The 26,810-nt window shown below is 55.3% G+C and carries 18 protein-coding genes, 1 tRNA gene and 1 pseudogene; 12 read left to right on the forward strand and 8 right to left on the reverse strand.

The genetic code is table 11. The annotated features are described in order from the left end of the window. The 6 genes from B9Y90_RS27135 to folD all read right to left on the reverse strand — a co-directional run. Positions 1-212: hypothetical protein (locus B9Y90_RS27135; RefSeq protein ID WP_217808996.1), on the reverse strand; the 212-nt coding region annotated here is incomplete at its 3' end. A gap of 2 nt (positions 213-214) precedes the next feature. Next, entirely contained in the window at positions 215-1,147 is a 933-nt protein-coding gene (locus B9Y90_RS23160) for a lysozyme inhibitor LprI family protein (RefSeq protein WP_254902741.1), read from the reverse strand. A 242-nt stretch (positions 1,148-1,389) separates the two neighbouring features. Beyond that, the gene (gene malI / locus B9Y90_RS23165) at positions 1,390-2,406 is read right to left on the reverse strand and encodes a Mal regulon transcriptional regulator MalI (protein WP_039291003.1); all 1,017 of its coding nucleotides are present in this window, start codon (positions 2,404-2,406) and stop codon (positions 1,390-1,392) included. Between the two features lie 70 nt (positions 2,407-2,476). Next, positions 2,477-3,976, reverse strand: coding sequence for a PTS transporter subunit EIIC (locus B9Y90_RS23170; protein WP_008455993.1), 1,500 nt, complete (start codon positions 3,974-3,976; stop codon positions 2,477-2,479). Between the two features lie 295 nt (positions 3,977-4,271). Next, positions 4,272-4,484, reverse strand: a complete 213-nt coding sequence (gene ybcJ, locus B9Y90_RS23175; RefSeq protein ID WP_008455991.1) for a ribosome-associated protein YbcJ — start codon at positions 4,482-4,484, stop codon at positions 4,272-4,274. 2 nt (positions 4,485-4,486) lie between these two features. Beyond that, a complete protein-coding gene (folD, locus tag B9Y90_RS23180) occupies positions 4,487-5,353 on the reverse strand; it encodes a bifunctional methylenetetrahydrofolate dehydrogenase/methenyltetrahydrofolate cyclohydrolase FolD (protein ID WP_008455989.1) in 867 nt (288 codons plus the stop codon). Between the two features lie 196 nt (positions 5,354-5,549). On the opposite strand from folD, the gene B9Y90_RS23185 reads away from it, so the two are divergent. Further along, a tRNA-Arg gene (locus B9Y90_RS23185) sits at positions 5,550-5,626 on the forward strand. A 90-nt stretch (positions 5,627-5,716) separates the two neighbouring features. On the opposite strand, the gene B9Y90_RS23190 is transcribed toward B9Y90_RS23185, so the two are convergent. Next, a complete protein-coding gene (locus tag B9Y90_RS23190) occupies positions 5,717-6,415 on the reverse strand; it encodes a response regulator (RefSeq protein WP_085542772.1) in 699 nt (232 codons plus the stop codon). Between the two features lie 243 nt (positions 6,416-6,658). Between B9Y90_RS23190 and B9Y90_RS23195 the strand changes: the two genes are divergently transcribed. From B9Y90_RS23195 to B9Y90_RS23245, 11 genes are all read left to right on the forward strand, one after another. Then, the gene (locus tag B9Y90_RS23195; protein WP_176227902.1) at positions 6,659-9,517 is read left to right on the forward strand and encodes a response regulator; all 2,859 of its coding nucleotides are present in this window, start codon (positions 6,659-6,661) and stop codon (positions 9,515-9,517) included. A 25-nt stretch (positions 9,518-9,542) separates the two neighbouring features. After that, positions 9,543-9,752, forward strand: a complete 210-nt coding sequence (locus B9Y90_RS23200) for a helix-turn-helix domain-containing protein (protein WP_085542774.1) — start codon at positions 9,543-9,545, stop codon at positions 9,750-9,752. A 102-nt stretch (positions 9,753-9,854) separates the two neighbouring features. Next, entirely contained in the window at positions 9,855-10,331 is a 477-nt protein-coding gene (locus B9Y90_RS23205; protein WP_085542775.1) for a hypothetical protein, read from the forward strand. A 204-nt stretch (positions 10,332-10,535) separates the two neighbouring features. Then, positions 10,536-10,904 (forward strand): hypothetical protein, encoded by a 369-nt coding sequence (locus tag B9Y90_RS23210; RefSeq protein ID WP_039290988.1) that lies wholly within the window; start codon positions 10,536-10,538, stop codon positions 10,902-10,904. Between the two features lie 154 nt (positions 10,905-11,058). Continuing rightward, positions 11,059-11,424 (forward strand): hypothetical protein, encoded by a 366-nt coding sequence (locus tag B9Y90_RS23215; RefSeq protein ID WP_085542776.1) that lies wholly within the window; start codon positions 11,059-11,061, stop codon positions 11,422-11,424. 43 nt (positions 11,425-11,467) lie between these two features. Beyond that, the gene (locus B9Y90_RS23220; protein WP_139827473.1) at positions 11,468-15,073 is read left to right on the forward strand and encodes a hypothetical protein; all 3,606 of its coding nucleotides are present in this window, start codon (positions 11,468-11,470) and stop codon (positions 15,071-15,073) included. A gap of 20 nt (positions 15,074-15,093) precedes the next feature. After that, positions 15,094-15,390: a hypothetical protein gene (locus B9Y90_RS23225; protein ID WP_085542778.1), complete on the forward strand. Its 297-nt coding sequence runs from the start codon at positions 15,094-15,096 to the stop codon at positions 15,388-15,390. Next, a complete protein-coding gene (locus tag B9Y90_RS23230) occupies positions 15,383-15,856 on the forward strand; it encodes a hypothetical protein (RefSeq protein ID WP_039290979.1) in 474 nt (157 codons plus the stop codon). Before B9Y90_RS23225 ends, B9Y90_RS23230 begins: the two co-directional genes overlap by 8 nt. 67 nt (positions 15,857-15,923) lie before the next feature. After that, entirely contained in the window at positions 15,924-22,916 is a 6,993-nt protein-coding gene (locus B9Y90_RS23235; RefSeq protein WP_139827474.1) for a hypothetical protein, read from the forward strand. Between the two features lie 12 nt (positions 22,917-22,928). Continuing rightward, entirely contained in the window at positions 22,929-25,667 is a 2,739-nt protein-coding gene (locus B9Y90_RS23240; protein ID WP_085542780.1) for a glycosyltransferase, read from the forward strand. Further along, on the forward strand, positions 25,664-26,398 hold the full coding sequence (locus tag B9Y90_RS23245) for a hypothetical protein (protein WP_085542781.1): 735 nt from the start codon (positions 25,664-25,666) through the stop codon (positions 26,396-26,398). The genes B9Y90_RS23240 and B9Y90_RS23245 overlap by 4 nt, the downstream gene beginning before the upstream one ends. A gap of 78 nt (positions 26,399-26,476) precedes the next feature. Here B9Y90_RS23245 and B9Y90_RS23250 read toward each other — a convergent pair. After that, a pseudogene (locus B9Y90_RS23250) lies at positions 26,477-26,719 on the reverse strand (amino acid permease); the annotation flags it as partial. Between the last annotated feature and the right edge of the window lie 91 nt (positions 26,720-26,810).

A 26,810-nucleotide genomic window follows, 5' to 3' on the forward strand; every position in this document is an offset into this window, starting at 1 on the left:
GCTGGTGACCATCCTGAATGCAATGCTTCGGGATAATAAAGAATGGGTGACGACATAGCGCCACCCTTGACTTTAAACACAGCTGCTCTCCCTTTCAGGGGAAAACAAACCGCAGCGAATTTTTTATCCCCTCTTCCTTTCAGGGAGAGGGTTAGGGTGAGGGTAAAGACCTGAAGCGATGTTAAGTTTGAAAGAAGTGGCGGCGTGAGCAAAGCTACTTATCTAAAAACCGCAGCTTCCAGCTCTGAATCGTTCTAGGTAGAGGGCCAGTCTCATTCCCTTTACCGCGATAAAACCTGGCCTCCTGAACGCCATTTTTCCCTGGCGTAGTCCGGGCGGCCCACATTTTACCGTCCGGTGTATACATAATAATGGCGGTATGACGATTCGCCTCTCCGCGCACCCACATGGAAATCACTTTCGCGCCAATATTGTCGATATCGTCCTGGTAGATATAGACATTCGCGGAATCAACAAAGTTTTGGTAGTCGTCCCCTACCATCTCCCTAAAACGGGTATCTGTTGCCGAGTCTGGGAAGATACCCAGGGACAACAACGTGGCTTTCGGGCGTGGATCCGTTGGACTTTTGGCATAGAGACCGTCAATAAATACGCCGGTCGGCATCGACAGACTACAGCCCCAGCTCGCGTTGCTGTAAACCTGAATGGAGTCGTCCTGTTGCGGGATAAGCAACAGCTTACAGTTACTGGTATCCTTCACTTTTTCCACAATCGCAATACCGTAGAGTTTTCTGGCTTCGGCGCTAAAATCATCATGATTCGAGCCTGCCCAGGCCTGAATATCAACGGTCAATGACCATTCAGCATTGCGGCTAAAGGTGAGTATCCCACCGCTGCGGTTGGCCGCCGAGGTATTCCACCATTTTCCCTGCCAGTCAAAATTCTCTTTCACGTCAGAAATACGGCTAATACCTTCATAGTAGGCGCGTTCAATGCAGCTGTATGACGTGCAGCTTTCAAGGGATTTTTCCCACTCCGCGTACTCTTTATGCACCTGGAGCGCATCGTGTTTCTCCAGCATGCTGCGGTAAATAACGGTCATCGCACTGTCAAGCCAGTGCAGGGTATCATTCGTGCAGATGGTATTTTCCAAAGGCGTAGCCGGACGCTGGCAACTAGCCGCCATCGCACTACCGGTATAAAAACCAGATATTAACAATAAGATGAAAAGCACACGCTTGAGCATATTTAAGAGAAAATTCTGAAAGAGAAGTGGCTATTCTGACCAGAACATATGCGGTTTGCAATCTCAGGCTGATTTCATGATTAATTGAAATAAAAATGAAAATAATGCGTTAATAATATGCCATTAATGTGAGTGGAAGGGTTTAATCGCATAATAATAACGGACGGGTAATATACTTCCCGTTATGCAGATTCGCGCGGCACCAGTTCACCAGAGATGATAATTCTCTGGGCGGGAAGTTCCGGCTGTTTGATTTTGCTGACAATTAATGCAGCAGCTTGTCGTCCGGTCTCTTCACTGGAGGCGGAAACATAGGTAAAGCTCGGCGAGGTCAGGTTAATGTACATCATATCCTCGAAACCAATCAGCGAGACCTGCTGCGTTAAGAAAACGTCTTTCCCAACGGTGCGGCCAACCTGCTGAATGCCGGTAATTGCGCCGATAATGGCCGCCGGAGAATGACACAGCATGGCGGTAATCTGGTTGCTCTTTTCCAGCATCAGGCGCGTGGCAAAAGCCGAGGCCGATGTATCGTCTGCACATTCCGGCGCCCACTCTTCTCTGAACGGCAAGCCATACTGCTGCAGGGCGCTGCGGTAGCCAGACAGCCGCTCGGCGCGGATTAGGCAGCTTTTTGTGCCCCCCAGCCAGGCAATATTGCGATGCCCGCGTTCTATGAGAAAGCGCGTGGCCTGGTTACCGGCCTGGCGATTATCCCGCCCAATCACATCGCGCGTGCTGGTGATGGTGGATTCAGAGATAACCACCGTGGGCAGCGGGCAGTCGGTAATGGCCTGGGGAACATCAGCGGAGTGGCAGTCGGCGGCCAGATAAATCACCCCGGCAACGCCCTGCTGGCTAAACGAGGTCAGGCAGTTGCGCAGCTGTTGTTCTCCGTCGCGCGGCTGGCCAAGAAACACCATGTAGCCTTGTTTTTCGAGCTGCTGGACAACGCTCGCGGTGACGTTGACGGAGAAAGAGTTGTTAAAGTCACGAATAATCAGGCCGATCAGGTTAGAGGTGTTGGAGCGAAGGTTGGCGGCGGCAACGTTATGCACGTAGCCCAGCTCCTTGATAGCGGCATTGACCTTATCAATGGTCGCCTCAGAGATCTTGCCCTTCTGGCGCAGCACCAGCGAAACCGTCGAAACCGATACGCCCGCCAGCTCAGCGACATCAATGATGTTGACCTTTTTCATTCCACCCCTGTAACCGCACATCCATAAATTTCAGCCCCCTGAACCATACAGGAGGCCGAAAGGTATTACATTATTTACCGATCATCGTCGACATTGTCTGTGCAATAAATTGCGCTCTGGCACCAAATATGACCTGGATACCCGAATCGCCGACGAATACCACGCCACGTGCGCCCAGGCTGTTCAGGCCATCTTTATCGACCATCGAACTGTCGTCCACTTCCAGACGCAGGCGCGTAATGCAGGAACCTACAGAGTTAATATTTGGTGCCCCGCCCAGCAGGCCGATGATATCGCCCGCCAGTTCGGTGTCGGTTTTGTCTCCCGCGTTAGCGGTCACTTCTGTGCGGCCCGGCGTTTTCACGTCGAAACGGCGAATCACGAAGCGGAAAGTGAAGTAGTAAATCAGCGCCATTGGCACGCCCACGACCACCGCCATCAGGAAGTTAGTCTGGTAGCCGTTGAACGACGGCAGGATCCCGAAGGAGATGTAGTCGATCATCCCGGCAGAGAACGATTTGGCGATATGGGCATGCAGCAGGTACATGCACATATAAGACAGGCCGGCCATCACCGCGTTGAACACATACAGAATCGGAGCCACGAAGATGAAGGTGAACTCAACCGGCTCGGTGATCCCGGTGAGGAAGCAGGTCAGCGCCGCAGAGAACAGAATACCGGAGGCAATTTTCTTATTCTTGGTGTTGGCTTCATGGTACATCGCCAGACAGGCCGCAGGCAGCGCGAACAGCATCAGAGGGAACTCGCCCTGCATGAATTTACCGGCATTCTGGTAGCTGTCGCTGCTGAAGGACTTCACGCCCTCTTCCAGCATTTTGAACCAAATCGTCTGGTCGCCGTGAATCACCTGCCCGGTATGGGTGGTGTATTCCCCGAAGGAGTACCAGAAGGACGGATACCAGATGTGGTGCAGGCCCAGCGGGATTAATGCGCGCTCAACCAGCCCGAAGATGAAGGTTGATGCGGCCTGATTATCCCCGTTAACCACCACGGACAGCGCATCAATGCCGGACTGAATGTATGACCACACCCACGGCAACACCATCCCCAACAGGAAGGAGAGAAACGCCGTCGCGATGGCGACAAAACGCTTGCCGGAGAAGAAGCCCAGGAATTCCGGCAGTTGCATGGTGTGGAACTTGTTGTAGCACCATGCCGCCAGGATACCGGAGATAAGCCCGCCAAAAACGCCCATTTGCAGCGTTGGAATGCCCACTACCATGGCGTATTTCCCGCCCGCAGAGGCCATTTCCGGCGTGATGTGCATGACGGTGCCAATGGTGATGTTAATGATAAACACCGACACCGCCGCCGACAGCGCGGCAATACCTGACTCAGCGGCCAGGCCAACGGCAGAACCGATGGCAAACAGCATTGGCAGGTTATCGAAGATAACGCCGCCCGCGTTCATCATCAGCGGTAAGTGAAACTTATCGCCGAACGCCAGCAGTAAACCTGCGGCGGGCAGCAGAGAGATAGGCAGCATTAAGGCGCGGCCAATCATGGAAAGCTTTGATAACGATTTAACAACACTGGACAACAGACTCATGGACGTTTCCCCCGGTGCAGACGCAGTAACCGCGCTTTGTCTGTTCACGCGTTTTTATGGTAGGTAGAACGTTCTAGTAGAACGTTCTACCTAGAGTGCCGAAACGGTTTTTGCCCCGCAACTGAATTCTGCGATGTTGTCATATTGTTATCGAATATTTGAAGTGACGCAGGTTTTTAAGCCTGGTATTGATAAGGTTTCGTGCCGGAAGCATGAAGAAATCAGGCAACTCTCCCGCCAGGATGGCAAGGAGAGTTGATGCCTGCCCTCTTCGTTCAGAAAAGGGCGCGCGCGATTACGGCTGAACGGTAATGCTCAGGCTTTCAAAGACGACGGTCTGACCCGCCACAATTTTGCAGCGCTTGCGGGTTTCAACTTCACCGTCCACCTTCACGAGGCCTTCGGCAATCACCGCTTTTGCCTGCGCGCCGCTTTCGCACCAGCCTTCCAGCTTGAGCAAGTCGCACAGTTCAACGTGGGGGTGTTTACCTAGTGAGAAGGTCGCCATTATTACTCTCCATCAACATCATGATATTCCTCGCAGGCCTGCAAGGTATTCTGAATTAGGGTGGCAACCGTCATTGGGCCTACGCCACCCGGAACCGGCGTAATATACGAGGCTTTGGCGGCGGCTTCATCATAAATTACGTCCCCGACCACTTTCCCGCTTTCCAGGCGGTTAATGCCGACGTCCACCACGATAGCGCCTTCTTTAATCCATTCGCCCGGAATAAAGCCCGGTTTGCCCACGGCGACAATCACCAGGTCGGCGTTCTCAACGTGCTGGCGAAGGTTTTTGGTGAAACGGTGCGTTACGGTGGTGGTGCAACCGGCCAGCAGCAGCTCCATGCTCATCGGGCGCCCCACAATGTTGGAGGCGCCAATGATGACCGCATTCAGGCCGTAAGTGTCGATGTTGTAGCGCTCAAGGAGCGTCACGATACCACGTGGCGTGCACGGACGCAGGCGCGGCGCACGCTGGCACAGGCGGCCAATGTTGTACGGATGGAAGCCATCCACGTCTTTATCCGGGTCGATACGCTCGAGAACTTTGACGTTATCGATCCCGGCAGGCAGCGGCAGCTGTACCAGAATGCCATCAATCTCGGCGTCCGCGTTCAGCGCATCGATCAGCCCTAACAGCTCCGCTTCGCTGGTGGTTTCCGGCAAATCATAAGAGCGGGAGACAAAACCCACCTCTTCGCAAGCTTTGCGTTTGTTCGCGACATAAATCTGGGACGCAGGGTTCGCTCCCACCAATACAACGGCCAGACCAGGGGCACGTTTTCCTGCGGCAACTCGGGCTTTTACTTTTTCAGCAACTTCAAGCCGGACCTGCTGCGCAATCGTTTTACCGTCAATAATCTTTGCTGCCATCAGAGAGAGAATTCCATCTGTAAACTTAAAGGAAGGGGGTTGCGGCTATTTTGTCAGATGCGCGGCCCGCTGTCAGGCACTGATGTGGGTTTATGCTCATTTGTCGCGCAGGTGGTTGAAAAGCCATTGACTCAAGAGGTGCTGACCGTATAATCCACCCCGCATCAAGCCGTAATGTTTCTCTGCATTACTCAGTGCGCCCTTAGCTCAGCTGGATAGAGCAACGGCCTTCTAAGCCGTAGGTCACAGGTTCGAACCCTGTAGGGCGTACCATTTTGAAGTCAACACGCACCGAAATAGCTGTCTCCCACAGCAATCACACTATCCCGGCCAGAAAACAGTCTCTCCCGCAGCCGCCAAACCTTACTTGAACAGATCTTCCCGGTACTTAAACAGCTCGGGATCGGAAGCAATCCCCAGTTTTTTCATGCCGCTTTGTTTGTGACAGCTGATCGTTTTCCGACTTCGCTTGAGCTTGTCTGAGATCTGCTGCACCGTCAGGCCATCCAGAAAGAGCCGCAGTATTTCAGACTCTCGCGGCGTCAGTAGCGCCAGCAATTTGCTGACCGGCAGCGCGTCATCGCCAAAACGCGCGTCTAATGATGCACTGTTTTTACGACGAGCAGGTAACTGCAGAAGCCCCGCTTCCTGCTCAGCCGAGAGATAGCATTTCCCCGCCGCCACCTGCCGCACCGCATGAAAATAGCGGCTAATGTCTTCTCGCTTATTGACGTAGCCTTTCACGCCGGCAAGCAGAGTTGCGTGGATCACCGCCAGGCTTTCCATCGAAGAAGACAGCAAAATCCGCTGGTCGGGGTGACGCGCCAGAATCTGTTTGATTAGCGTCAGGCCATCCACTTCATGCCCTTCGAGGATATAGTCCAGCACCAGCACATCTGCCCGATGCGAGCTTAGCCACAGCAGCAGGTCTTTGCTCTGGCTAAAGCTGGCCACCACTTCCATGTCCGGCTCTCTTCGGGCGGCGATATCAAAAGAGAGGCGAATCATTGGGTGGTCGTCCAGCAGCACGACGCGGATTTTTTGGGGAGTGTTCGCCTGCATGTATGCCTCTCTGTTTCACGCTTGATGCACCGGCTCATACGGTGCTCTGGGGTAGATCTTAGTCACACTTCCGGTGGTTTCTTATCAAGCTTTACTGAGCGCCCGGTAAGCAATTACTTACCTTGCTATGCAAATCAAAATCCAGGACAGAGCCTGGAGGCTTTTGCCCCGCGCTTCGGCATCCTTGCCAGACTTTTCTTAGCCGCTACCCCTATGCTGACCGCCGTCGGAGCTGAATCCTTGATGAATAAAATACTCACCGCGCTGTTTACTGGCTGGCTATTTTTTCTGACGATCCCGACCCAGGCGGCATCCCAACCGCTGCAGCTTGCGCCCCGAATAGAGGTCAATCCGCCCGTGGTGGATTTCCCGCCGGAGGTTAAAGCCTGGCTGCTGGCCAACCCAGTCATTAACGTGGGTATTTGGGGAATATCCCAGCCGCCGATAAGCCTCGGCCTTGAAAACGGGGAGCTGGCGGGCATGGATGCGGACTATTTGTCAGTGCTGGAAACGACGCTTAACGTGCGTTTCAGGCTGCATTACTACCGCAGCAAAGGCGAAGCCCTGGCGGCGCTCAGCCAGAACACCCTTCAAATGCTTGCCGTCTGGAACCCGGCGCTGGACACCTGGCGCCCCGTTGAGGCCTCCGTGCCGTGGCTGCACGATACCGGCGTCATGGTGGTTGGCCACGAACGCGACCCCGATCGTCAACTGGCAAAACTTGGCTTGCTGGCGGAGCTGGAGGACATTACCGCCGAGCCGCACGACCCGTTTGGCGTCGCTCCACACAGTTTCCAGGACTACCGGCACGCCATCAACGAAGTGGCCTTCGGCCAGACGGGGATGCTCGCGCTCAACCAGGCCACCGCCCGGTACTTAACCCGCGACGGGCAGGTCGATAATATCTGGCTGATGCCCCATCCTGCCCAAAGTGACATCAATTTTAGCTTTGGCGTGACCCGCCGTTCGCCGCAGCTGCTCCGCGCCATTGATGACACGCTTAACGCTTTGCCGGTCGTCAGCAGGCTGCGCATCGCCCAGGGCTGGGGCGTTGACGACGACGGCACGCAGGATTTACTGCCGCTTCAGCTCAGCGAAGAAGAGCAGCGCTGGTTGGACGAGCAGCAGCCGCTGGTCGTGCTGGTGGATACCCGCCGAGCCCCTTTCACGCTGATTAACGCCGCAGGGCAGCCCGATGGCCTGGCCGTCAACGTGCTGCGGCTTATTTCGGCGCGCTACGGCCTCAAGCTGCGCTACGAAATAGCCAACAGCGATGAAGAGCTGACCCGACTGATTGGCCGTTTTCCCGGCGCGATTCTGGCTCACCAGTTGACGATCCCAGGGGAAGACGAAACGGCGCGCCCGCCGGAAAAAGTCTCTTTCCCGTGGCTCGTCTCCCCGGCGGTGTTAGTCATGGATCGCCACCACCAGCGCCCGGCCTCGCTGCACGATTTAAGCGGCGAGCGCATTGCTATTGAGCGCCATAGCCTGCTGATCCCGTGGCTGGAAACCTGGTACCCCACGCTCAGGCTTATCCGCACAGACACCCTGGCCGACGCGGTTCAGGCCCTGCATAAAGGCCAAGTGCGCGGCGTTATCACCAGCCAGTTTGCCGCGCAGTACCAGATTAAACGGGAAGAAGATATGCGCCTGTATCAGGCGCTGTCGCTCCCGCTTAAGCCGCTTAATTTCGGCTTTGGTTTCCCCGGCGATAACCCGCAGCCGCTCTCTATTTTCAACAAGGCGCTGCAAAAAATAACGCCTGAAACGCTGCTCAAGCTGGCGGCAAGCTGGCGAGAATCGCAGGTGATATCAGACAAGCCAGCCGTTAACGCCCCGTCCCTTCAGGTTCTGCTGTGGGGCGCCGCTGGCGTTGTGGCCCTGTTTACGCTGATTGCGTTCTGGATAAACCATTTGCGCCACCGCCTGAGGGCGCTCGCCGCGCATCTGCAAAGCCGCCAGGCGCTGATCGACCAGCTGCAGGAGGCAAAAGAGGAGAATGAGCAGCTGGTGAAGTCCAGAGATGCCTTTATGCGCAGCATGGGGCACGAGATCCGCACGCCGTTGAACGCCATCGTGGGCCTGCTTGAGCTGGAGCTCCAGCGCCTACAGGAACGGCATCAGCACAACGAAAATGTGCAAACGGCCTACGAGTCGGCCTGTTCGCTGCAAATGCTGAGTAACGATCTCATCGACATCTTCCGGGCAGAAAATCTGGATTCGGAGGGGCATTTCCGCCCTGTAAATATCCCTTCGCTACTGCACAGCACGGTGGCGCTCTACCGCCAGCAGGCGGAAGAAAAAGGGGTTGGGATTAAAGTTCAGTCTGACCTGACTCACCCGCAGGTTGAGTGCGACCCTTTGCAGATGATCCGCATCCTTTCCTGCCTGCTGCGGGACGCCATCAAGCATTCGTCCAGCGGGGAAATCATTGTGCCGCTGAGAGTCCTGGGCGAAGAAAAGGAAGGTGCGCTGCCGTTAAAAATCGAGGTGAGTAACCCGAGCTGGCCCGAAGCCTCGCAGCAGCACGTATTTTCAGAATGCCAGTGCGTAGCGGCGGCGTCGGGAACCGAGCTTTTCAGGGCCGAACAGAACTCACAAAGCGCAGCGGTGAGCTTCAGCTTTAGCGTTCGCCCCTTCACCACCGCGACACCTGCGGCGGTAATAACCTCCGAGCTGGCGCTGCCCGCCGCCGCACCACAGATTCTGGTTGTGGATGACTACCCGCCCGCGAGACTTCTGCTCCGCCAGCAGCTTAAAAAACAGGGTTACCAGGTGCTGACCGCCACGGATGGCCGCGAAGGGCTATCGCTCTGGCAGCAGCAGCACCGCCACCTGACCATGGTCATTACCGACTGTACGATGCCCGACATGGACGGTTTCGAGTTAAGCCGCCACATTCGGCAGGCAGAAAAGCGCTTTGGCCTGAATCCAACCCCAATCTACGGCCTGACGGCCATGAGCCGCGAAGACGCCCGCGAAAACTGCCTCGCCGCTGGGATGAACGACTGTTTAACCAAACCCTTGCAACCCGAAACCTTGCAGCACCTGCTGGTAACTACTCAACAAAAAGAGCACCAAGCTCGCCCGGAAGAGGCATGACTCATGATGAAGAAAGGAACAGGTAATGAGAAAGGTATTGATCTATGAACATCACCCTTTGATGCGCGAAGGGTTAACCGGGATCGTGGCCCAGCGGGGGTGGCAGGTCATGCTGATGCAGGAGGATGAGCGTCATTTGCTGCATGAACTCTTTAAGAAGCAGCCCGATATATTGCTTTTCGACCCCACGACGCTTAACGACGAAACTTCGGGTTATTCACCTTCATGTTTATAAATGCGAGCACTGTCTTCAGTCTGAGTGGCTATATTATATTACGTAGCAGAAATCATCTTATTAAACTGCTTATTTTCGCTAACTCATTCAGGAGACAACATTATGTCGCAGCTGGAAGTGTTTAATGCTAGCAAGTCAGATATTTATGTCAGCCTTAATAATGGCAGTTTTTTTACAGTAAATGCTGCAGCCCAAATTACATGGCAGGCAGGCCAAGCTGTCCCGCCGCCCACATTTGTAAACAATACCATAGCTGGCATCGGGCAATTGAAGCTTGGCGACAATATAATAACAACGTATTCATCAACTTCCGGTCCAGCCGAGGCTGGAACCTGCACAATAACCATCCCCGAAAATATTTCCATAAACTCGATACAACTCTATCTTTTTTGGAAAAATGCTACCAGCGTTGCGGCTATTGTTCTGCAGGATGGACAACCCTTTCAGGCAGTAGTTATCACCAAAGCAACCACAAGCGTGTTATTAAATGCCGTCTCTGCCATTCAGTATCCGTCAGAAAACAATAACATGAACCCAACACAACCCTCGGCGGGAAGTAAAATAAAAATTGATTTGTAATTTATTTTGCAAAAATAATTTTCCCCCTTATAGTTTTTATGGATGTTGGCCACTTAGGATTAATCCTGGTTGGCAAACGCCCTGTTTAACGTGAAGTTTAAGCCTGATTAAATATACTCTCTCATGTTGTAGTAAATATAAACTATGGCGCAAAAACCCGCGTCATGGTCAACACTCAACCGCTGATAACAAGGTAATTATCTCATGCCAAACGCATATATTTTCAATGCATCAGGTGTCGCCATTTCAGTAAGCGTTAACAATGGCAGTTTCCTGTCTGTAAACGCGGCGGACAGTACCAGCTGGGTGCCTAGCGTCCCCGCAACTCAGCCTACATTTGTGAATAACACCAACTTTGGCAACGGCCAGCTAGGCCTCGGCGCAAACACCATTACCCTTTACCCTTCCACGAGCGGGCCGGCCTCCAGTGCCAATTTCACCCTAAATATTCCGACCAATGTTACGGTCAGTTCACTGCAGTTGTACCTGTTCTGGAAAGATGCCAAAGATGTCTCTTTTGCGGTACTGAATGGCGGCCAGTTTATCCAGGTCTCTCCTGCTAATATCTCATAAACTCAGTGCATGCATTAAATTATTATTTTTAATAAATTAACCAGCCAGAAATAAAGTTAGCCATAAATCGTTTACGCCGAAAGCACAACGCCTGAATAATATTTATTCAGGCGTAAGTGTCTCAGTACCTGAATGCAAAAAAAAAGGGGGGCGCATGGCAAAGGTTTATACATTCAACACCAGCAGCGTGTCGTTAATGTTCAGCATTAACAATGGTGATTTTATAAAACTGCCCAACACCAGCGGAAGTTTTCAATGGATACCGTTGCCCCCTGCTAATTACCCTGTTTTTTACAATCAACTTAACCCGCCCAAAGGCGGATTAGGGTTGGGTAATAATATATTGACAATGTATCCTGTAAGCAGCGGCCCGCAATATGCAGGCACTGTGAATATTGACGTTCCAGAAGACGTTAGTGCCATCTCAATACAAATATATCTTTTCTGGAAAGACGCGACTCATCTCGGCGCAGTACTATGTAATGCCGGACAATATATTAAATCCATTAGCTTGCCGTAATTTTATTTCCTACACATAGCAACACTTTAGGAGCTTGCCATTTATGTCGAGCGTCACCAGTCCCTTACCTGAAATATATCCCGGGCTTTATTTGATTGCTGCCCCGGGACCGTCGGACGCCAGCGGCAGCCCGCTGTGGGTTTATTTTTTGACGGCCACCAACGGCAGCTCGCTTGCAAAAACACGAAAAAAGAAAACGGCAGCGGCAAGCGCCCCGGAGGTGACCTTACAAAGCACCTGGGACTCGATTTCAGGCTGGTATTTTTTCACGCCACAGACCATTAGCCCGCAGCAGGCCCCCGCCTTTATTCGTGCCGCACGAAAGGGGTTTCCTCCGCTGTCAGGTTCATCTGTCGTGGCGCACAATATCGTCTGGCTGGCCCGCCAGGACGATGTCATAGCCACGCTGCCCTGCATTTGCTCACAAAAAGTGGGGCAATTTGATGTCGTCACTAACGAACCGCTGTTCAATTGGTCAGGCTTATCGCTGACGATGCAGAGCGGATTACCGTTAGCCTTGATCGTCGAGAACGGCTATCCGTCGCTGCAGTTGAGCACCAGCGATCCCAGCGATATCGATCTGATTGGCCTGCAGTATTATCAGGTTCCCCAGACGCTCGGCTACCGCAGCGAAGGCTGGTTGGTTAACATCTGGCTGGATGGCCCTGCGGCCGGCGGCTTTAATTTCTCCGTGGGCTTAAACATCCCACAGTTGCTGAGCAACTTCGGTGGAGATTTTCATTACGTACCCGGCACGCAGCTCAATAAGACGCTCGCCTATCCACTCTACGACTCCACGCCGTTCCAGCCCGGAAGTTACTGCGCGTTTGAGATCTGGCTTAATCCGCTGCTGCCACGCCAGACAAGCGCCACGCGCTTTCAGCTCGACACCACGGGGCGGATCGGCAAAATCAGCTGGCAAAACCAGGCCTCTCAGCTGAAATCTGATTATTTCTACGCCAATGACGGGGCTACGCTGCGGTTACAGCCTGTCGACCCGTGGGCCTCGGGGACGCCCGCCCCAGATACCGTCGGGGCTGGGTTTGCATTCTCCTGGCGCCCCGTTGTTTCATCCCCCCCTTCCCCCGGAGAACTCTATCTTTCTCCGGTCGGTGATTTCCGGGTTACGCGACTTCAGTCCCCGGCAGCCACCAGCGCGTTACAGGTCATGCCCGGGCTGTTTACCCGTGAATATTTTCGCATTAGCGGCGGCGACATCCTGCGTTTTGTCGCCGATCAACCTGCCCGAGCGGGTGCTTTTACGCTCCAGCTAACGCCGGAAGCTCTCGCCCATGATGCCAGGGATATTCTCGACGCGACCTATACGACCTCGTGGGCGCAGTGGTATTCCCTGCCTGCAGAGGCGCGATATTACGGCCAGCCAGCTTCCGCCCCTTTTTTCGGTGACATTGCCGGGGCCGCGTTTCCAATAGCCATTGATGTCTTGCTGGAAACATTCACCACCAGCGCGCTATTTCCCTGGGTTCCCTATGGCGGGCTTGATGCAAGCCTGGCCGGGAGCGGAACCGATCTTACGCGTTTTGAGGCGACCGTTATCGGGGCCGTGCGTCACGCTATGTTAACGGAACAGTCTGGCGGGCCGATTTTCATGCTGCAAAACGCAACCGAAGCTGACCCTGGGTTACGCAGCGCCACCACGCCGCAGAGCTTATTATTTGATATCGACGAACAGGGCGGCTGGCGCAGCCTGACGCTGTCCATGGAGGAAGCTCACCCTGCCGCCAGCCCGCCAGAGCCACAGAGCTTCCTGCGTTTTTCATCGAAAGGTTCACCGGCACGCGTACCAACCGACCTGGCATTGACCCTGACGCAAAATCAGCTCTTTTATGTCGTCACCGTGCCGGGCGATGACTGGACTTTTGACAGCGCGACTTGGCTCGGCGGCTTCCAGTTCAACATGGCGTTTGGCGTAGAGGATCCCAGCGCCTCTGAGCAACAAACAATTATGGTGTTTAAATTCAATACCACCGCCACGCTGGCAGAACTGTGCCAGCAACACACGCTGTGGACCGGGGCGCAGCGTTACAACACTGACCCCGCCAAAGTGTCAGGCTCGTTGATAAAAGCCATCGACTTCGCCAGAGACCAGGCTCATGCGCCAGACAATCCGTTCGAAAACTTCAACCGCATCGTGAATGACAGCACCTGGACCGGCGTGCTGTTTTTCAATGCGGCCATTAATGGCAACGGGATGCCGCCAGACCTGCAAATGCTGCTCGGCGGTATCAACGGGGGTCTGCGAGCCCACCATGTTGGCATCCAGGGCAATATGTTCGATCACCGCGCATCCCCTGCCCAATTGGATATCAAAAAATCATCGCTATTCGGCGTGATTTTTTATGATGGAAACAGCTCACCTCCCAGCCCTGCGGTGCAGCAGGAAGCCGTTGACTATGAGGTGGAAACATTAATTGTCGTGTTTAGCCACTCGGCGGTAGCGCAATTCAATACCACCGTAGGTTTGACGCTCAACCAACTGTTCAGCCGCAATGTTGCCCTGCGCCCTCACGCCTCGCCTGCGACGGCAAACAACCCTAATACGCTGAGTATTAAAGGGAAATATCAAACCACCAGCGACGGCGTCGGCAGGGTGGTGTTTACCAGTGATAAAGGCTTTATCTACGACATCGTCCCGGCCAGTGAAGATGCCACCCACGTGGTGAAAACGACCCGGTTTGACAATGCCTCGCTGGTGCCGGTGAGCAGCACGCCGGGCGGCAGTCCCAATATAGGGACCAACGTCAAAGCTCAGTTCGTACTCGGCGGGCAATTGTGGTTCAACGCCACCCCCTTTCCCATCAGCGGTGAACTGGATCTTTTTTCCTACGGGCAGGAGAGCATCGGTCTGCCTATTTCAGGCCTGACAACCCACATTGAATTCACCCTCGATGCTGACGGCAACTGTATTCCCGACAGTAAAAAAGTCACCCTGGATATGAGCACGCTGAAGGCGCAGCCAAAAAATGAGGCTATCCGCCCTGACAGTCTGCTTTACAGCATCCCGCTGAAGTTTTCCCGCTTCCTGAGCGCTGCCGACGGCAAGCCGCTCAACGCCAGTAGCCTGGGGGCGACAACCGTCAATATTCTGCAACTGGAAGGGCATCTGCCCGCCGCTGGCGCATTACCGCCTCCCTCGTCCCCCGAGCCACCACAACCCGCCGCCGCCCTGCCGGTTTCCTACGCCACCAGCTCCGCACGCTATGGCCTGGAATATGACATGCAGCTCGGTTCATTGGGAGCGTTAGGGGCCAACGCCCGGCTTAACGCCAAGGTGATCCTTGGCTGGGGGCCTTCCGCGACGGTACCGGATAACGACGCGGCAGCGTTGTTTGTTCAACTCCCGCAGCTTTCGGCAGGCGCAGGCGGTTTCGAACTCGAAGGGATCCTGAAGACTACTTTTGGTGCAGCGAATCTGTTGAAGGTGGATCTCAAGGATAAACAGCAGACGGTATACGCCTTTTTGTTCAATAACATTCAGCTCAGCGTCTTTGGCTATCGCTTCCCGCCGGGCGTGCTGATTGATTTTCTGGTGTTCGCCGGGGCCGTAACACCAGGGCAAAAAGTCGCAACCAATACCAATAATCTGGCCTGGTTTCTCAGCGCCCAGCCGCAGAAAAAAAGCCCATAAGCGGAAGGAAGGAGGCAGCGATGAAGTTAACACCCCACGTCGTCAACGACGTGATGAGTTGGTTAAACCAGAAATACGGCCTCACTTTACCGCTGTTGCCGCTGGCGGGCTGGAGCCGTTCGGTGGTCGCCCTGTGGCAAAAAGCCGTCAATAAATTGCCCGATGACGCGCCGCTACCGCAAAGCATTGACGTCGAAGGCGACTGGCAGCCGCTTTCAGGCAGCCGTTTTACCGTGACTCAGATTCGGATTGTCATTCGCCAGTCCGATACAACCGGCAGTACCCCTTCAATCACAAGAGGAACGCAAGATGACTAGATTGGCGGTGGTGGGCTCTCCTCCCACAAATCCTATTACGGTAGCGATCAGCAGCTCCTTTCTTATCAATGGGCAGTCGGTGGCGATCAGCAGCCAGGATATCGACAACGTCAAGAAAGGGATTAACTTCCAGCTCGCGCAGCCGGTGACGCTGGGCAGTATCAATAACTTTCTCGACTGGCTAAAAGACACCTTTGGCGTGCCGCTGACCTCGAAGGATCTGGGAGATATGATCAACAAGCTCCCGGACTCACCGCTGGTCATCAAAAACATCAAAGATGCGCTAAACGGCATTCTGGCTGCCGCCATCACGATAACCGTACTGTCGGTCAATACCGCCAGCGGTGAGTACCGCTTTGGCGTCACCATGACGCCACAGACCCCGATCAACATCCTGAATGTGTTGAGCCTGGAGACCATCGGCGTGGAAATCGGTTCAGTAGAAACTGTGCCGACCAGCCCGTAAGCCGAGGTTTAGTCGTTCTGACTTGCAGAGAATCTAATCCCCACATCCACTCACTGATGGGCCGATCATGACTGATATCATTCTAAAAATTACAGGGAGCGCCTTTAAGGTGCCTATGGACGTCGCCCTGCGGGTGGCTGGCGGGCCTGTCTCGTTTTCGCTTAGTACCGCCGAGCCTATTTCCCTGAATGATATCTGGGATCTGTTCAGTAGCCAGTTGAAAACAGTGATTGGAACGGGCCTGCCAGAGATCCCCCCCGGACCATGGCAGAAGATAATGGACGTGGGGATTATTCCCTCGCTGTGGGTCACGCCAGATCGTAACACTGGCAATACAAGCTCGTTTTTACAGCTCACGCTTGCAGAAGAATTACGCCTCGGAACGCACTATAACGCCGGGCCTTTTGACATCACTATTGAGCCGGATATTACGATTCTCGGCCTGATGATCGGCTATGACGGCGCAGGCGACGGCTTGACGGTAAAAGCACGCATCAAAACCACGGTCAGCAGCGGTAATACACTGCTCGCAACGGGCAGCCCAACACCAGAAAAAAGCAAAGAGCAGCTGGTGAATTTCCCCTTCCCACTGCCCGCCCAGAACTCTCTCTCTTCATTCGAGTTGAACTACCTTGGGATTGGCCAGCGAGTTGGCCCTACGGTGAAACTTCCTGCCAGCGGCAACCCGATGGAGATCATTTTTAATCAGCTGGAAACGCAACTGGTGGGCAGCGATCCCGAAACCATTATTACCGAGCTGGCAAAAACATTTTACAAACCGGATCGCGATTGGTTTATCGCGGCGGATATGCGGCTGCGCGAACTGCGCCTGCGGATGCTGTTTAACGATCCGGCGATGTACGGTCTCGAAATCAGCATTCCGATGACCAGCCCACCGTCATTTTTCAGCGGCCTGCTGTTTGAAATCCTCTATCAAAAACTGGGGCCTAATCTGGGGGTCTACTACGGCGCGCTGAGCCTGCCTTACGGCATGAGACGGATTCCACTGGAAGGGTTTATTCTCATCCTGCCCGGTTTTTCCGCCTGGATTTATACCAATGGCGACTTCCGCATCAACGTCGGCTGGCCGGTCACGCCGAATAACGCCATCGGCGTTTCTTTCGATATTCTTACCGGCTGGGCGGGGTTCTACTTTGCCAAATTACGCAGTGGCGATAACCCCGGCGCGCTGCCGAGCGTCAACTACAACCCCATCCTTGAATTTGGTATCGGCGTCGCGGTCACGGCCGGGATCAGTATTAATGCCGGGCCTCTCAGCGCCAGTCTGGAGGTCAATCTCTCCGCCAGTTTCCAGGGCCTGCTGGCGTGGAAAGCCAGCGGGAGCTCGATAGCCAATAAGCCGGATCACTACTGGTTCGCCGGCAGCGCGTCAATTTCCGTCGTGCTGCAGGGCTGTGTCGATTTGGCTATCATCAAAGCCTCTGTACTGGTCAGTTTCAGCGTCAGCGCTGGCGTTGCCTTTGAATGCGGTTATCAGACGATAATCCCGATTGCCGCTTCGGTAAGAGTCAGCGTATCGCTGAAAGTGGTGTTCTTTACTATCCATCTTTCGTTCCACACCACCGTCCACCACACGTTTCATATCGGCAAAGGGACACCGGCCTCGCTCAACGGCCCTCTTGCGCCAGGACTAAGTCCATTATCAAACGATTCGCAGGAATGGCAGGCGCTGTTCTCACGCGCCAAATCGCTGGCCGCGCTGCAGCGTTCTCAACTGTTCGATACGCTTCGCCCGCTGCACGACGTGCGCGAACCTCCGCGTTTTCGTGCCGCACCGGCACCCTGGATGCGCTGGCAGGCCGATGACGCCACGCAGGTTGAGCTTGAGGTGATTTTTGTTTTACAGCCTACGGTTGTGTGGCAGGCGACACAGCCGCCCGCCGTCAATCTGATTGCCACGCTGGTGATGGATTGCCCTTCGCCAGGCCAGCCACCGCTGGCTTCTCCCGCGACCGCCAGCGGTTACGAAGAACTGATCATTCGCCTCGTGAAGTGGCTGCTGACTTTCGCGCCGGATAGCGGCGGAGATCGGCCGCTGTCAGTCACGCTGCAGCAGGTGGCCGATATGCTCGGCAACGGCAGTGCACAGCCTGGCCCGGTGTTTGGCGGCAGAAAGGGGTTCCTTGACAAACTGAACGCCTTTTTTGCCTCTCGCCTGCGTTTCATCCTGCGCGGGCTGGATGCCGGAAAAGTGCCCTTTGATACGGCGGCAATGCTGCCAATGTTTGACGCATTACATCTGCAGGCCAGCGGCATAGACATTGATTTCTCCCGCTTCAATCTGACCCCAAATAACTACACGGATGCGGTAAAAATCTATTTTGATAATGTCGGTCTGGTAGGGCCGGCCGTCCCGCATGGCAAAAAGAAGGCCAGCCTGCGGGCCTCCGATACCCCGCCCGACGGCCCAAGTATGGCCAGCTATTTGTTCGGCGACTATTTCCTGATGATTGCGCGCTACACCCTCTCGACCCTGATTGAGGATGCAAAGCAGTACGAAAAGCAGCAGGAGACCGCACTCCGCCGCTGGGCCAAGCGTGCGACATTGGCCGGTATGGATGCGCAAAATCCGCTAATCGCTCAGGATGCGCAGGATCTCGCCTGGCTCACAGATAATCCGACAAAGGAACTCAGCGAACTGCTCGACAAGCTGGCGTACTGGAGCATCGCCGGGTTTGGCTCACGCTATTTGATGTCCGGCCTGCAACTGCCCGATCCGTCGCACATTCCGCCAGTCGTCACGCCTGACAACATCACCAGCCTGCCAACTTCTTCGCTGTATGTGCTTTCCGGGCAACAGTTTGCCGTCAGCGGCAGTCCACAGAATGCGCAGGCCACGCTCAGTTTTACTCCCGGCCTCGAGGTCGACTGGCTACGTTTCGGCAACGGAAGTCCGCAGAACGCCACTACTCAGTTCACGGTGCCTGCAACGTTACCGAATAACCCCGATCCTCACTGGATTTTTGACGCCACACCTGGGTCACCTGCGCCGGTCGCCCCCGGTACACTGCTGATTCAACCCTTGCCCGGCGCTATCGCGGCCCCGCTCGGGTATCAGTTGAAAAACAGCCTGGCCTGGCAAAGCCCGGACGCGCTGCGCACGCTATTTATTTTCCCGCAGCCGCTGCTTAACCGCCTGCAAACGCTGGCCGGTGACACCCTACGCCTGGTGCCTGAAGCCAGCAGTTATGATGCTGACACGGACGATGCGCCAGTCAATGCATTTGCCTCGCTGCAAATCCGCCTGTCGCTGACACAGGTGGCCACGCCCCGGGGCAAAACGTCAGGTTCGCCTGCATCACCAGACCATGCAAAGACAGCGCCGATCTATCAACTGAACGGTACCGATGAAACAACCCGAGAGCTTATCTATCAGGCGCTGCAAAACGCCGATCTTTCCCACGCGTCACTGCGCCTGCTCTACCTGCCACCGGGTAAATCTGAATGGGTATCAGACACGCTTTCGCCGGATGTCCTGCTGGCGAAAATGAACCTGTCGACCCTGAATCAGGTCGCCCAGGTTAGCCAGATGCATACGATGATGCGGGCCACGTTTACCCCCGACAGCGATACCGCACGCCTGAGTGATGTAGAGAATTTCCTGCAGCTCGTCTGGGAACTGAGCGTCGTGCGGGCGCCGGGTTATTACCTTTATTACCAGACTACAGATGGTCAGGGATTACCGGATTCGCTGTTCGCAGATACCGCGGCGTCAAACAGTTCCCCTAATGATCCAAACCAGCAGGCCGTGGACGGCACTTCCGCCGGCACTGCCGATTTTATGATCGTCGTTGATTTTGACACCCAGCCTGACGGGACGCTGGTGCTGGCGTCATACCACAACAGCCTCTGGATAACGGCCCAGCACGATCTCGCCGCCCTGAACTGCCGGGCATATGACAGTGCCGGAACGCCGCTGTATGTCTGGCAATCCACGCTTGCACCTGGAAATATTGGCTTTACCGCCAGTTGGACTCCGGCTGGCGATACCTCTGCGACGGCGACAATCCCGGTGCATCATCTTTACCATTTGATGCAGTACCGTATTACTGAAGCCAGCCCTCAGTGGCGTGGTTCGGTGTGGAGCCTGCCGGTTGGCCCGACGGAAAACGGCGAAACAACGTCACCAGCGGCCACATGGCAGCTTCAACAGCAGGTGCCACTTCTGCCGTTCAGCGCGCTTCAAAGCACAAACCCTTATGCGCTTATCGGCCAGACGGTGGATCTGGCATTCCGCTTGTGTGATATGTATGGCAACCCTCTGACCGAAGGGCACAGCGACAGCTTTACGCCGCTCTACAGCGACCCGCTGATCGCGCTGGGAGAATGGCCTGGGCTGCAAAGCACTTTCTTCTTTGTGCCGGGCACCGTACAAAGCGCCTGTCTGCAAATCCAGCTGGCCTTTAACCCGGATATCGTTGACAGCGCGGCATCTCCAGGCAGCGACCTGCGCGAACAGTGGCGCCGTATGGGGGATAAATACCGTCGTATTTGCCAGCAGTTGACGGACGATGGAACCCAATATGCCCTGACCTGCAGTCTGATTCAGGGGGCGATACCGGGTGATTTACAAAGTCCTTTACTGACGGCAGCGCAACAGATTCTGGACTATATAAATGCCCAGACGACAGGCAGCCCGGCACATTATTCTCCCGACGGCGAAATGCAGTGGTCGCTGGATTTCACCATTCCGTTTACCCTGCTGGCTCAGCAGCAACACGATATCGTGGCGATTGGCGTCAGCGCCCGCGCCTGGCGCGATCCCGCTCGCGTCGACAGCAACGTCTCGCAAAAGCTGCCGCAGACCGTTGAGGTTATCTACCCGCTACTGGCACAGCTTTCGCCCGAGGCCAGCCCACAGCATGATGGCGGAAATATCACGCCTTTTGCCCGCAGTTTCGAGCAGGCTTTCTGCAACATTGACGGTAAGGGAGGCCAGCTCAAACTGGCGCAGCGTGCCGGGGCCCAGGTCGGTGATAGCGGTGATGCCTCCCAGGATCTGTGGTCGGTCCGCTTCGCCAGCAGCCTCGGATTCACCGCGCAATTCGCCAACGATCCACGCTATTTTGCGCTGCGCCCTCTGAATACCAGCCCACGTAACAGCCTCGTGGACGGCGTTCAGTACAACGACGTCGATATGGATGCCTGGGCAAAAAGCTTCTTCAACGCCTTCGATACCGTGATGTCTCCACAGATGGGCGTGGCGATTGCCAGGCTTGATGCAGACAGTTACAACCAACTGATGCATGCCAGGCAGCTGCTGGCAAAATCGATTCCTTTCGGGCTGGTGTCGGTGCTGCAAAAAGATATCGACCACGGCGGCGATGTTAATGCCGCGCAGAAGAGGCTGGAGCAGGCGCTGCTGGAAAACCTGTCGAGTGCTTACACGGTGTCGACGATTGTCCAGTTCCCAGCCGAGGTTGAGGTTAATGGAATCGCCGATGACACCAGCCCCCAGAAAGCCCCGCAGCTGTACGGCATTCTGCAACAGCCCGCGGCAGGTTCACCGCTTCAGCCAGGCGATAGCAACAATCTGTATCAGTTTACGCCAGTGACGCTGGACCTGGCTTCCGGCACACAATGGGCCACCAGCCTGCTGACGGTTGCGAAACCGGGCGATCAATCCTTTATTTCGCTCCCGCTGGAATACCAGGTCAGCTACCTGCAGCACGATTTTGCCGTGAGTGAAGAGCAGCAAGGCTACATCCCCAGCGCCTGGCTTAAATTCGTGCTCCCGGATACCTCACCGCTGACGATGCCGATCACCGATCTCACCTCGCCTGCAAACAACGTTGTGATCCCGATTCCGCTGCCGTTTGAGCCCCCCTTGCCGGTATTAGCTTCACAGCAGGGTCTGGGCGTCGCGATGCATTCCCCCGCCGGCAGCCCTGGTTCACTGGCTGATGAAATCGCCCAGGCGTTGCAGTGGTGTTATCAGACTCAGCTTTCGCTGGATCTGCAGGATCAGGATGATTTTTATTTTGACGTCGAACGTAACGTGTTGGCCCGGCAGCCGCTGAAGCTGAACTACCATCAGCAAACCGGCCCAATCCTGGATGGTCTTTTCGCCGCGCTGGCGCATTTTACCGAGGCCTGGCCGGCCCTGGCACCAAAGCTGGAAAGCCTGTTGCAGTCGTCCAGTAGCTCAGATTCTCCCGCCCCGGATGCCGACGCGATTCTGCAGGAGTTCTGCACGTTGACCAACGGCATTGCCACAAGCTGGCCGACTAACTGGCATCAGCCTATGTCCCTGATGGCTGATGTGCGCGAAATCGATCACTTCTGCCTCAGTTTCAGCGGCAAAACGCTGCAGCTCCGTGGCCGCACGGATAACGGCGGGCAGAACCCGGCTATCTGGCCCACGCTGCAACTGACGGGGAATGTCCAGTGGGCACCAGACCGTAGCAAAGCCACAAGACAGGGTGAATGGTGGCAAATCAACTACACGCTAAAACAACGACCGGATTTCACCACCACGGTACTGCGCTGGGAACCGCTGGCTATTCTTAGCTGCCAGAGCATCCAGTTCTCCGCCTGGAGCGTTCGCAACGACGAACTGGTGAGTGACGAACAAACGAACACTTTATTCATCTATCAAACCGATACGCTGCGTTTCCCCGACGTAATGATTCCTCTGATTGAACGGGATAGCCTGCCAGCGGTTCACGTCGGGGCAATTAGCCTCGACGTCCTGCAGCAGATGATCCAGCAGATCATCACGCCGCTGACCAAAGTGGGTAACCTGGGCATCGATCCAGTGATTAATTTGCAGGTAAATTACGCCTGGCCACTGCGTCCCGGCTCGGATCTTCTGGTGGAGTCCCCGGTGCTGATGCTTAACGCGCTGGAAATAAATAATACGTCACCGCAGCCCCTTGCCGACCAGATTGCGGCAGAAGTCTGGCAGTGGTATCAGCACGCCGCGCTGCAGCCCTCAACGGCGGCCAGGATGTCCTTCGCCCTGACCCTGTTTGGCTCCGTCGACGGCCAGCAGTTACCGCTGGTGCAAATCAACAATATCCCCGTGATTTTTGGCTAACAAGGAAATCCGATGGAAAGTGCCCAGTCGCTATTTCAACCGCCCGCCCTGCCGGCAAACTTCGCGGACTATTATCAGCGCCACGCCGGCGAAACGATGCTGGTGTGCGGCTGCGGTAACTCCCTTAACCAGCTGCACGACGCGGAGCACTTCCTGACCATTGGCGTAAACGACATTGGTCGTAAATTTCATCCGGATTATCTGGTCGTGCTCAACTCACGCCATCAGTTCACCCCCGAGCGCTTTGCTCATATCGAGCAATCGCAGGCGAAAGCGATATTCAGCCACCTTGCGCTGGATATTGCGCATCCGGGGATGGTGCGTTTCATGCTGGGGCAATACGGCGGCGTGGAGATAAACGACCGCCATTCGTTGCCCTACACCCGTAACTCCACCTACGTTGCGGCGTGCCTGGCCATGTTCATGGGCGCTAAACGTGTCGGTTTTATCGGCATGGATTTCACCGATCACCACTTCTTCGCACAAACGGGGCGTCACTCGCTCAGCCATGAACTGCCGAGAATTCGCCAGGAGTACGCCCGACTGGTCGATGCCGCCGCACGTCACGGCGTGGAGCTGGTCAACCTCAGTCAACAGAGCGCCGTCGATACCTTACCGTACCAGCCGCTTTCCGCTTTCAGCCACCAGGCAAAAAGCACCAAATCCCTGAATATCGTCTCTTATGCCACCACGCCAGTTGTCGGAGTGCCCAAACTGTTGAGCGAGTGCATTGAGCATTGCACCCCGCATCGGTGCCGCACCGTATGGGCGACAAATCACTATGGCAATGGCGTGCGGTTTGAGCGTGAAGTGGAGTGGGAAAAGCAGCCGGATATCGCCTGCGCCCTGCTGGAGGCGGCCGATCTGCTGATCGTGCATAACGGTTTTACCGCGCCGCAGCACAAGGCATTGCTGGCGAACAAACCGGTGATTACCCTCGCCCATAATTACATCAGCAATGTCGATCGACAGTTTGTCGCGCGCGGCATGCCAGGGCTGGTGGTAGCGCAGTATCAGGCCTCGCTGGAAGAATTCGCCCAGTGGCAGGCGGTACCGAACCCGGTGCCACTGTGGAATCCGCTCTTTGACGATGCCGAAAAAGAGGCCACGGTGACCATTGCTTACACGCCGAGCGTGAAACATGACGAGTACCCGGCCAATCATCGTTTGTACTGGCACGGCAAAGGTTACCAACGAACAATGGCTATCCTGAGGCGACTGGCACAGCGCTATCCGCTACGCCTGTTGACGCTGGAAGCCGGGCAGGTGGACTTTACACAATCGATGGAGATGAAACGCCGCGCCCATATCGTTATCGATGAGTGTGTCACCGGCAGCTACCATCGCAACAGCCTGGAAGGCCTGGCGGCAGGTGCGGTCGTGGTTAACGGTTTGGGGCTGAAACCCGACATCGCCGCCGTTTTACAGCGCTGCACCCCTGACGCCAGCTCCCCTTTTGTTTGCGCCAGTCTGGATACGCTGGAAAATGTCCTCAGCGAGCTGATAGAACTTGGCGCACAGCACCTGCGCGAGCGAGGCTTGCAAAACCGGGCCTGGCTACAACAACACTGGGATTTTGCCGAGCAGTGGCCGCAATTCTGGTTACCGGCGATACAGGCTCTGTTGGGTAATACACATTCTTCTCTGCCTCCACGAGCGCCGCTACTTCACCACGCGCCCGCCATGCCGCATCTGGCGGCTCCCGCAGAGCTCGATGAGGGTGTGAGTGTGATCGTGCCGTTCGCCGGAGAGCACCGGCTGGCGGCTTTGCAATGTATGTTAACCGGACTCAAACAGCAGCCTGACGTGCGCCGCGTGCTGGTCGTCGAATTGGACAACCAGCCTCATGCACAGGCCGTTGCGACGAAGCTTGCCGACGATTACCTGTTCGCCTGTACATCATCGCCATTTAGCAAAGCGCGAGCCCTGAACATCGCCTTACCTTTTGTGCACACCCGCTACCTGCTGTGGCTGGATGCGGATTTGCTGCTGCCGCAAGATTTTATCCGCCATGCCTGGCAGGAGTGCGAGAGACGGCAACTCGACTGCCTGATCCCCTGGAGTACGATCAATTTCCTCAGCGAGGAAGAAAGCCGGCAGGTGCAGGCAGAACAACGCCGACCGGAAGCCTGTTCGCCTGTGTTCCAGCAACGCAGTGGCGCACAGGGTGGAGCCGTGCTGGTGCGGACCGATTTTGCCCTGCGCCACGGCGGCATGGATGAGGAGTTTGTTGGCTGGGGAGGCGAGGATAATGCCTGGTTCCACAAGGCCAGCGTGCTGGGCACGGCGGCGTTCACCCGCGACACCGGGCGCCCGCTTTGGCATCTTTATCATCCCCTGAGTGCCGGTTACTGTCGCCAGCAGGAACATATTGCCGCCAATCCGTATTACTTGCAGAACGTCCAGCGGTTACAACAACTCCGCACGGTTCGCCATGTCGCAGCTTTCAGCCAGCACTTCCCACCGCCCGCGAATTACTCTGCCCCCTGGGACGGTAGCGTGACGGTTGTTTGCCCGGCCGAGCACACCGTACTCGCACAGCGGCTTCACGCGATGTATGGCGAAGCGCTGCGCGTAGTGACACAGCCGGAGCAACAGGCGATTAGCCCCGCTTTATCCTCCCCTGATACTGCACCCGATATTCTCGTTGAGCAGGTGATCAAAGCCATTTGCACCCATCATGCGCAACATGCCGCCAGCCCTGGGGCTGGTACTTTCCCCGAAACATCAGTTACAGGAGCAACACGATGAATACCCGGTACCTTTTGCCCGCCAGCATCGCCGCACTGCTGTTTGCCTCCGTCAGTAACAGCTATGCCGACGATTTCTCCCAGGCAGCAGCCAAAATAGACAAAATTAAACCCAATATTCCTTATGCCTCCTTTTGCTCAGCCACGCCTAAAGGTGAGGATAAAATGGCCTGCCAGCTAGCCAGTATTCCTACAATTGCCCTGCTGGTTTGCCAGAATACCGACTATGACGGCAAGAGTTGCGAAACCTTGATTAAAGAGGAAGTCAGCAACCTGACAAAGGTGAAACAGTCCGGCCTGGCGACGGTCGATTTTCGCCCCAGCCTGCTGGCACCACTCAACTGTGCCACTGAAAAAGCCAAAACCTGTACAGGCTACCTGGCCAGTTGGGTAAGCCAGGGGAAATTCGTCAACCTGGATGACGCTATCGAGGCAGGCACCATTGCGCAGGTTGCAGATGAGATAAAAAGTACTACCTCAGCAAGAGGGCTGGCAGCCACCCGCTCGGACCTGCAAAAAATTGCCAACTTCATGACGCCAGGAGCGGGCAAGTACAGCCGCATTTGCGATCTACAGGGCTTTTACCTGCGCAGCGGCGGTTTTTTGATCAATGATGTTCCGACCCTGTATGTCAAAACTACCCCCGCTCCGGCGTGCTGGGACGGGATGCCCGGCTGGCAAAAATCGCTCGACGGCATTAACCAGTTGGTAAAACTCTTGAATGAGAAGTGATCCCTGCCCCCGGCTATTCTGGCCGGGGGCAATCCAGCGTTTATTGAAGCCTGCGTCTGCTATTACGTGCCGGTGATATCAGACCGAATGCACCACCGGCCTGGCTTCCTTTGCTTGCTCTTCTGTGGTCAATCCTTTGATGTATCTGTTGTATTTCCACCATGCAAAACCAAGAAAGATAACGATCCCGCCGACGTTATAGAAAACGATCGTCAATATATTGCCGCCGGTTGGGAACGTGGAGGCAATAAAACCGACGGTGAAAATCGCAATGAGCATTGAGACGATGGCAATGCCGGTTCTCTGTGAGCCCATTTTAAATAGCTGTTCCGAATAATAGATCACTTTGAGGGAACTCAGCCCGGATTGTGCGATCTGATCAATCGCCAAACATCACAAATCACCAACCGGA

Source organism: Cedecea sp. NFIX57, assembly GCF_900177785.1.
GTDB classification, from domain to species: Bacteria; Pseudomonadota; Gammaproteobacteria; order Enterobacterales; family Enterobacteriaceae; genus Cedecea; species Cedecea neteri_C.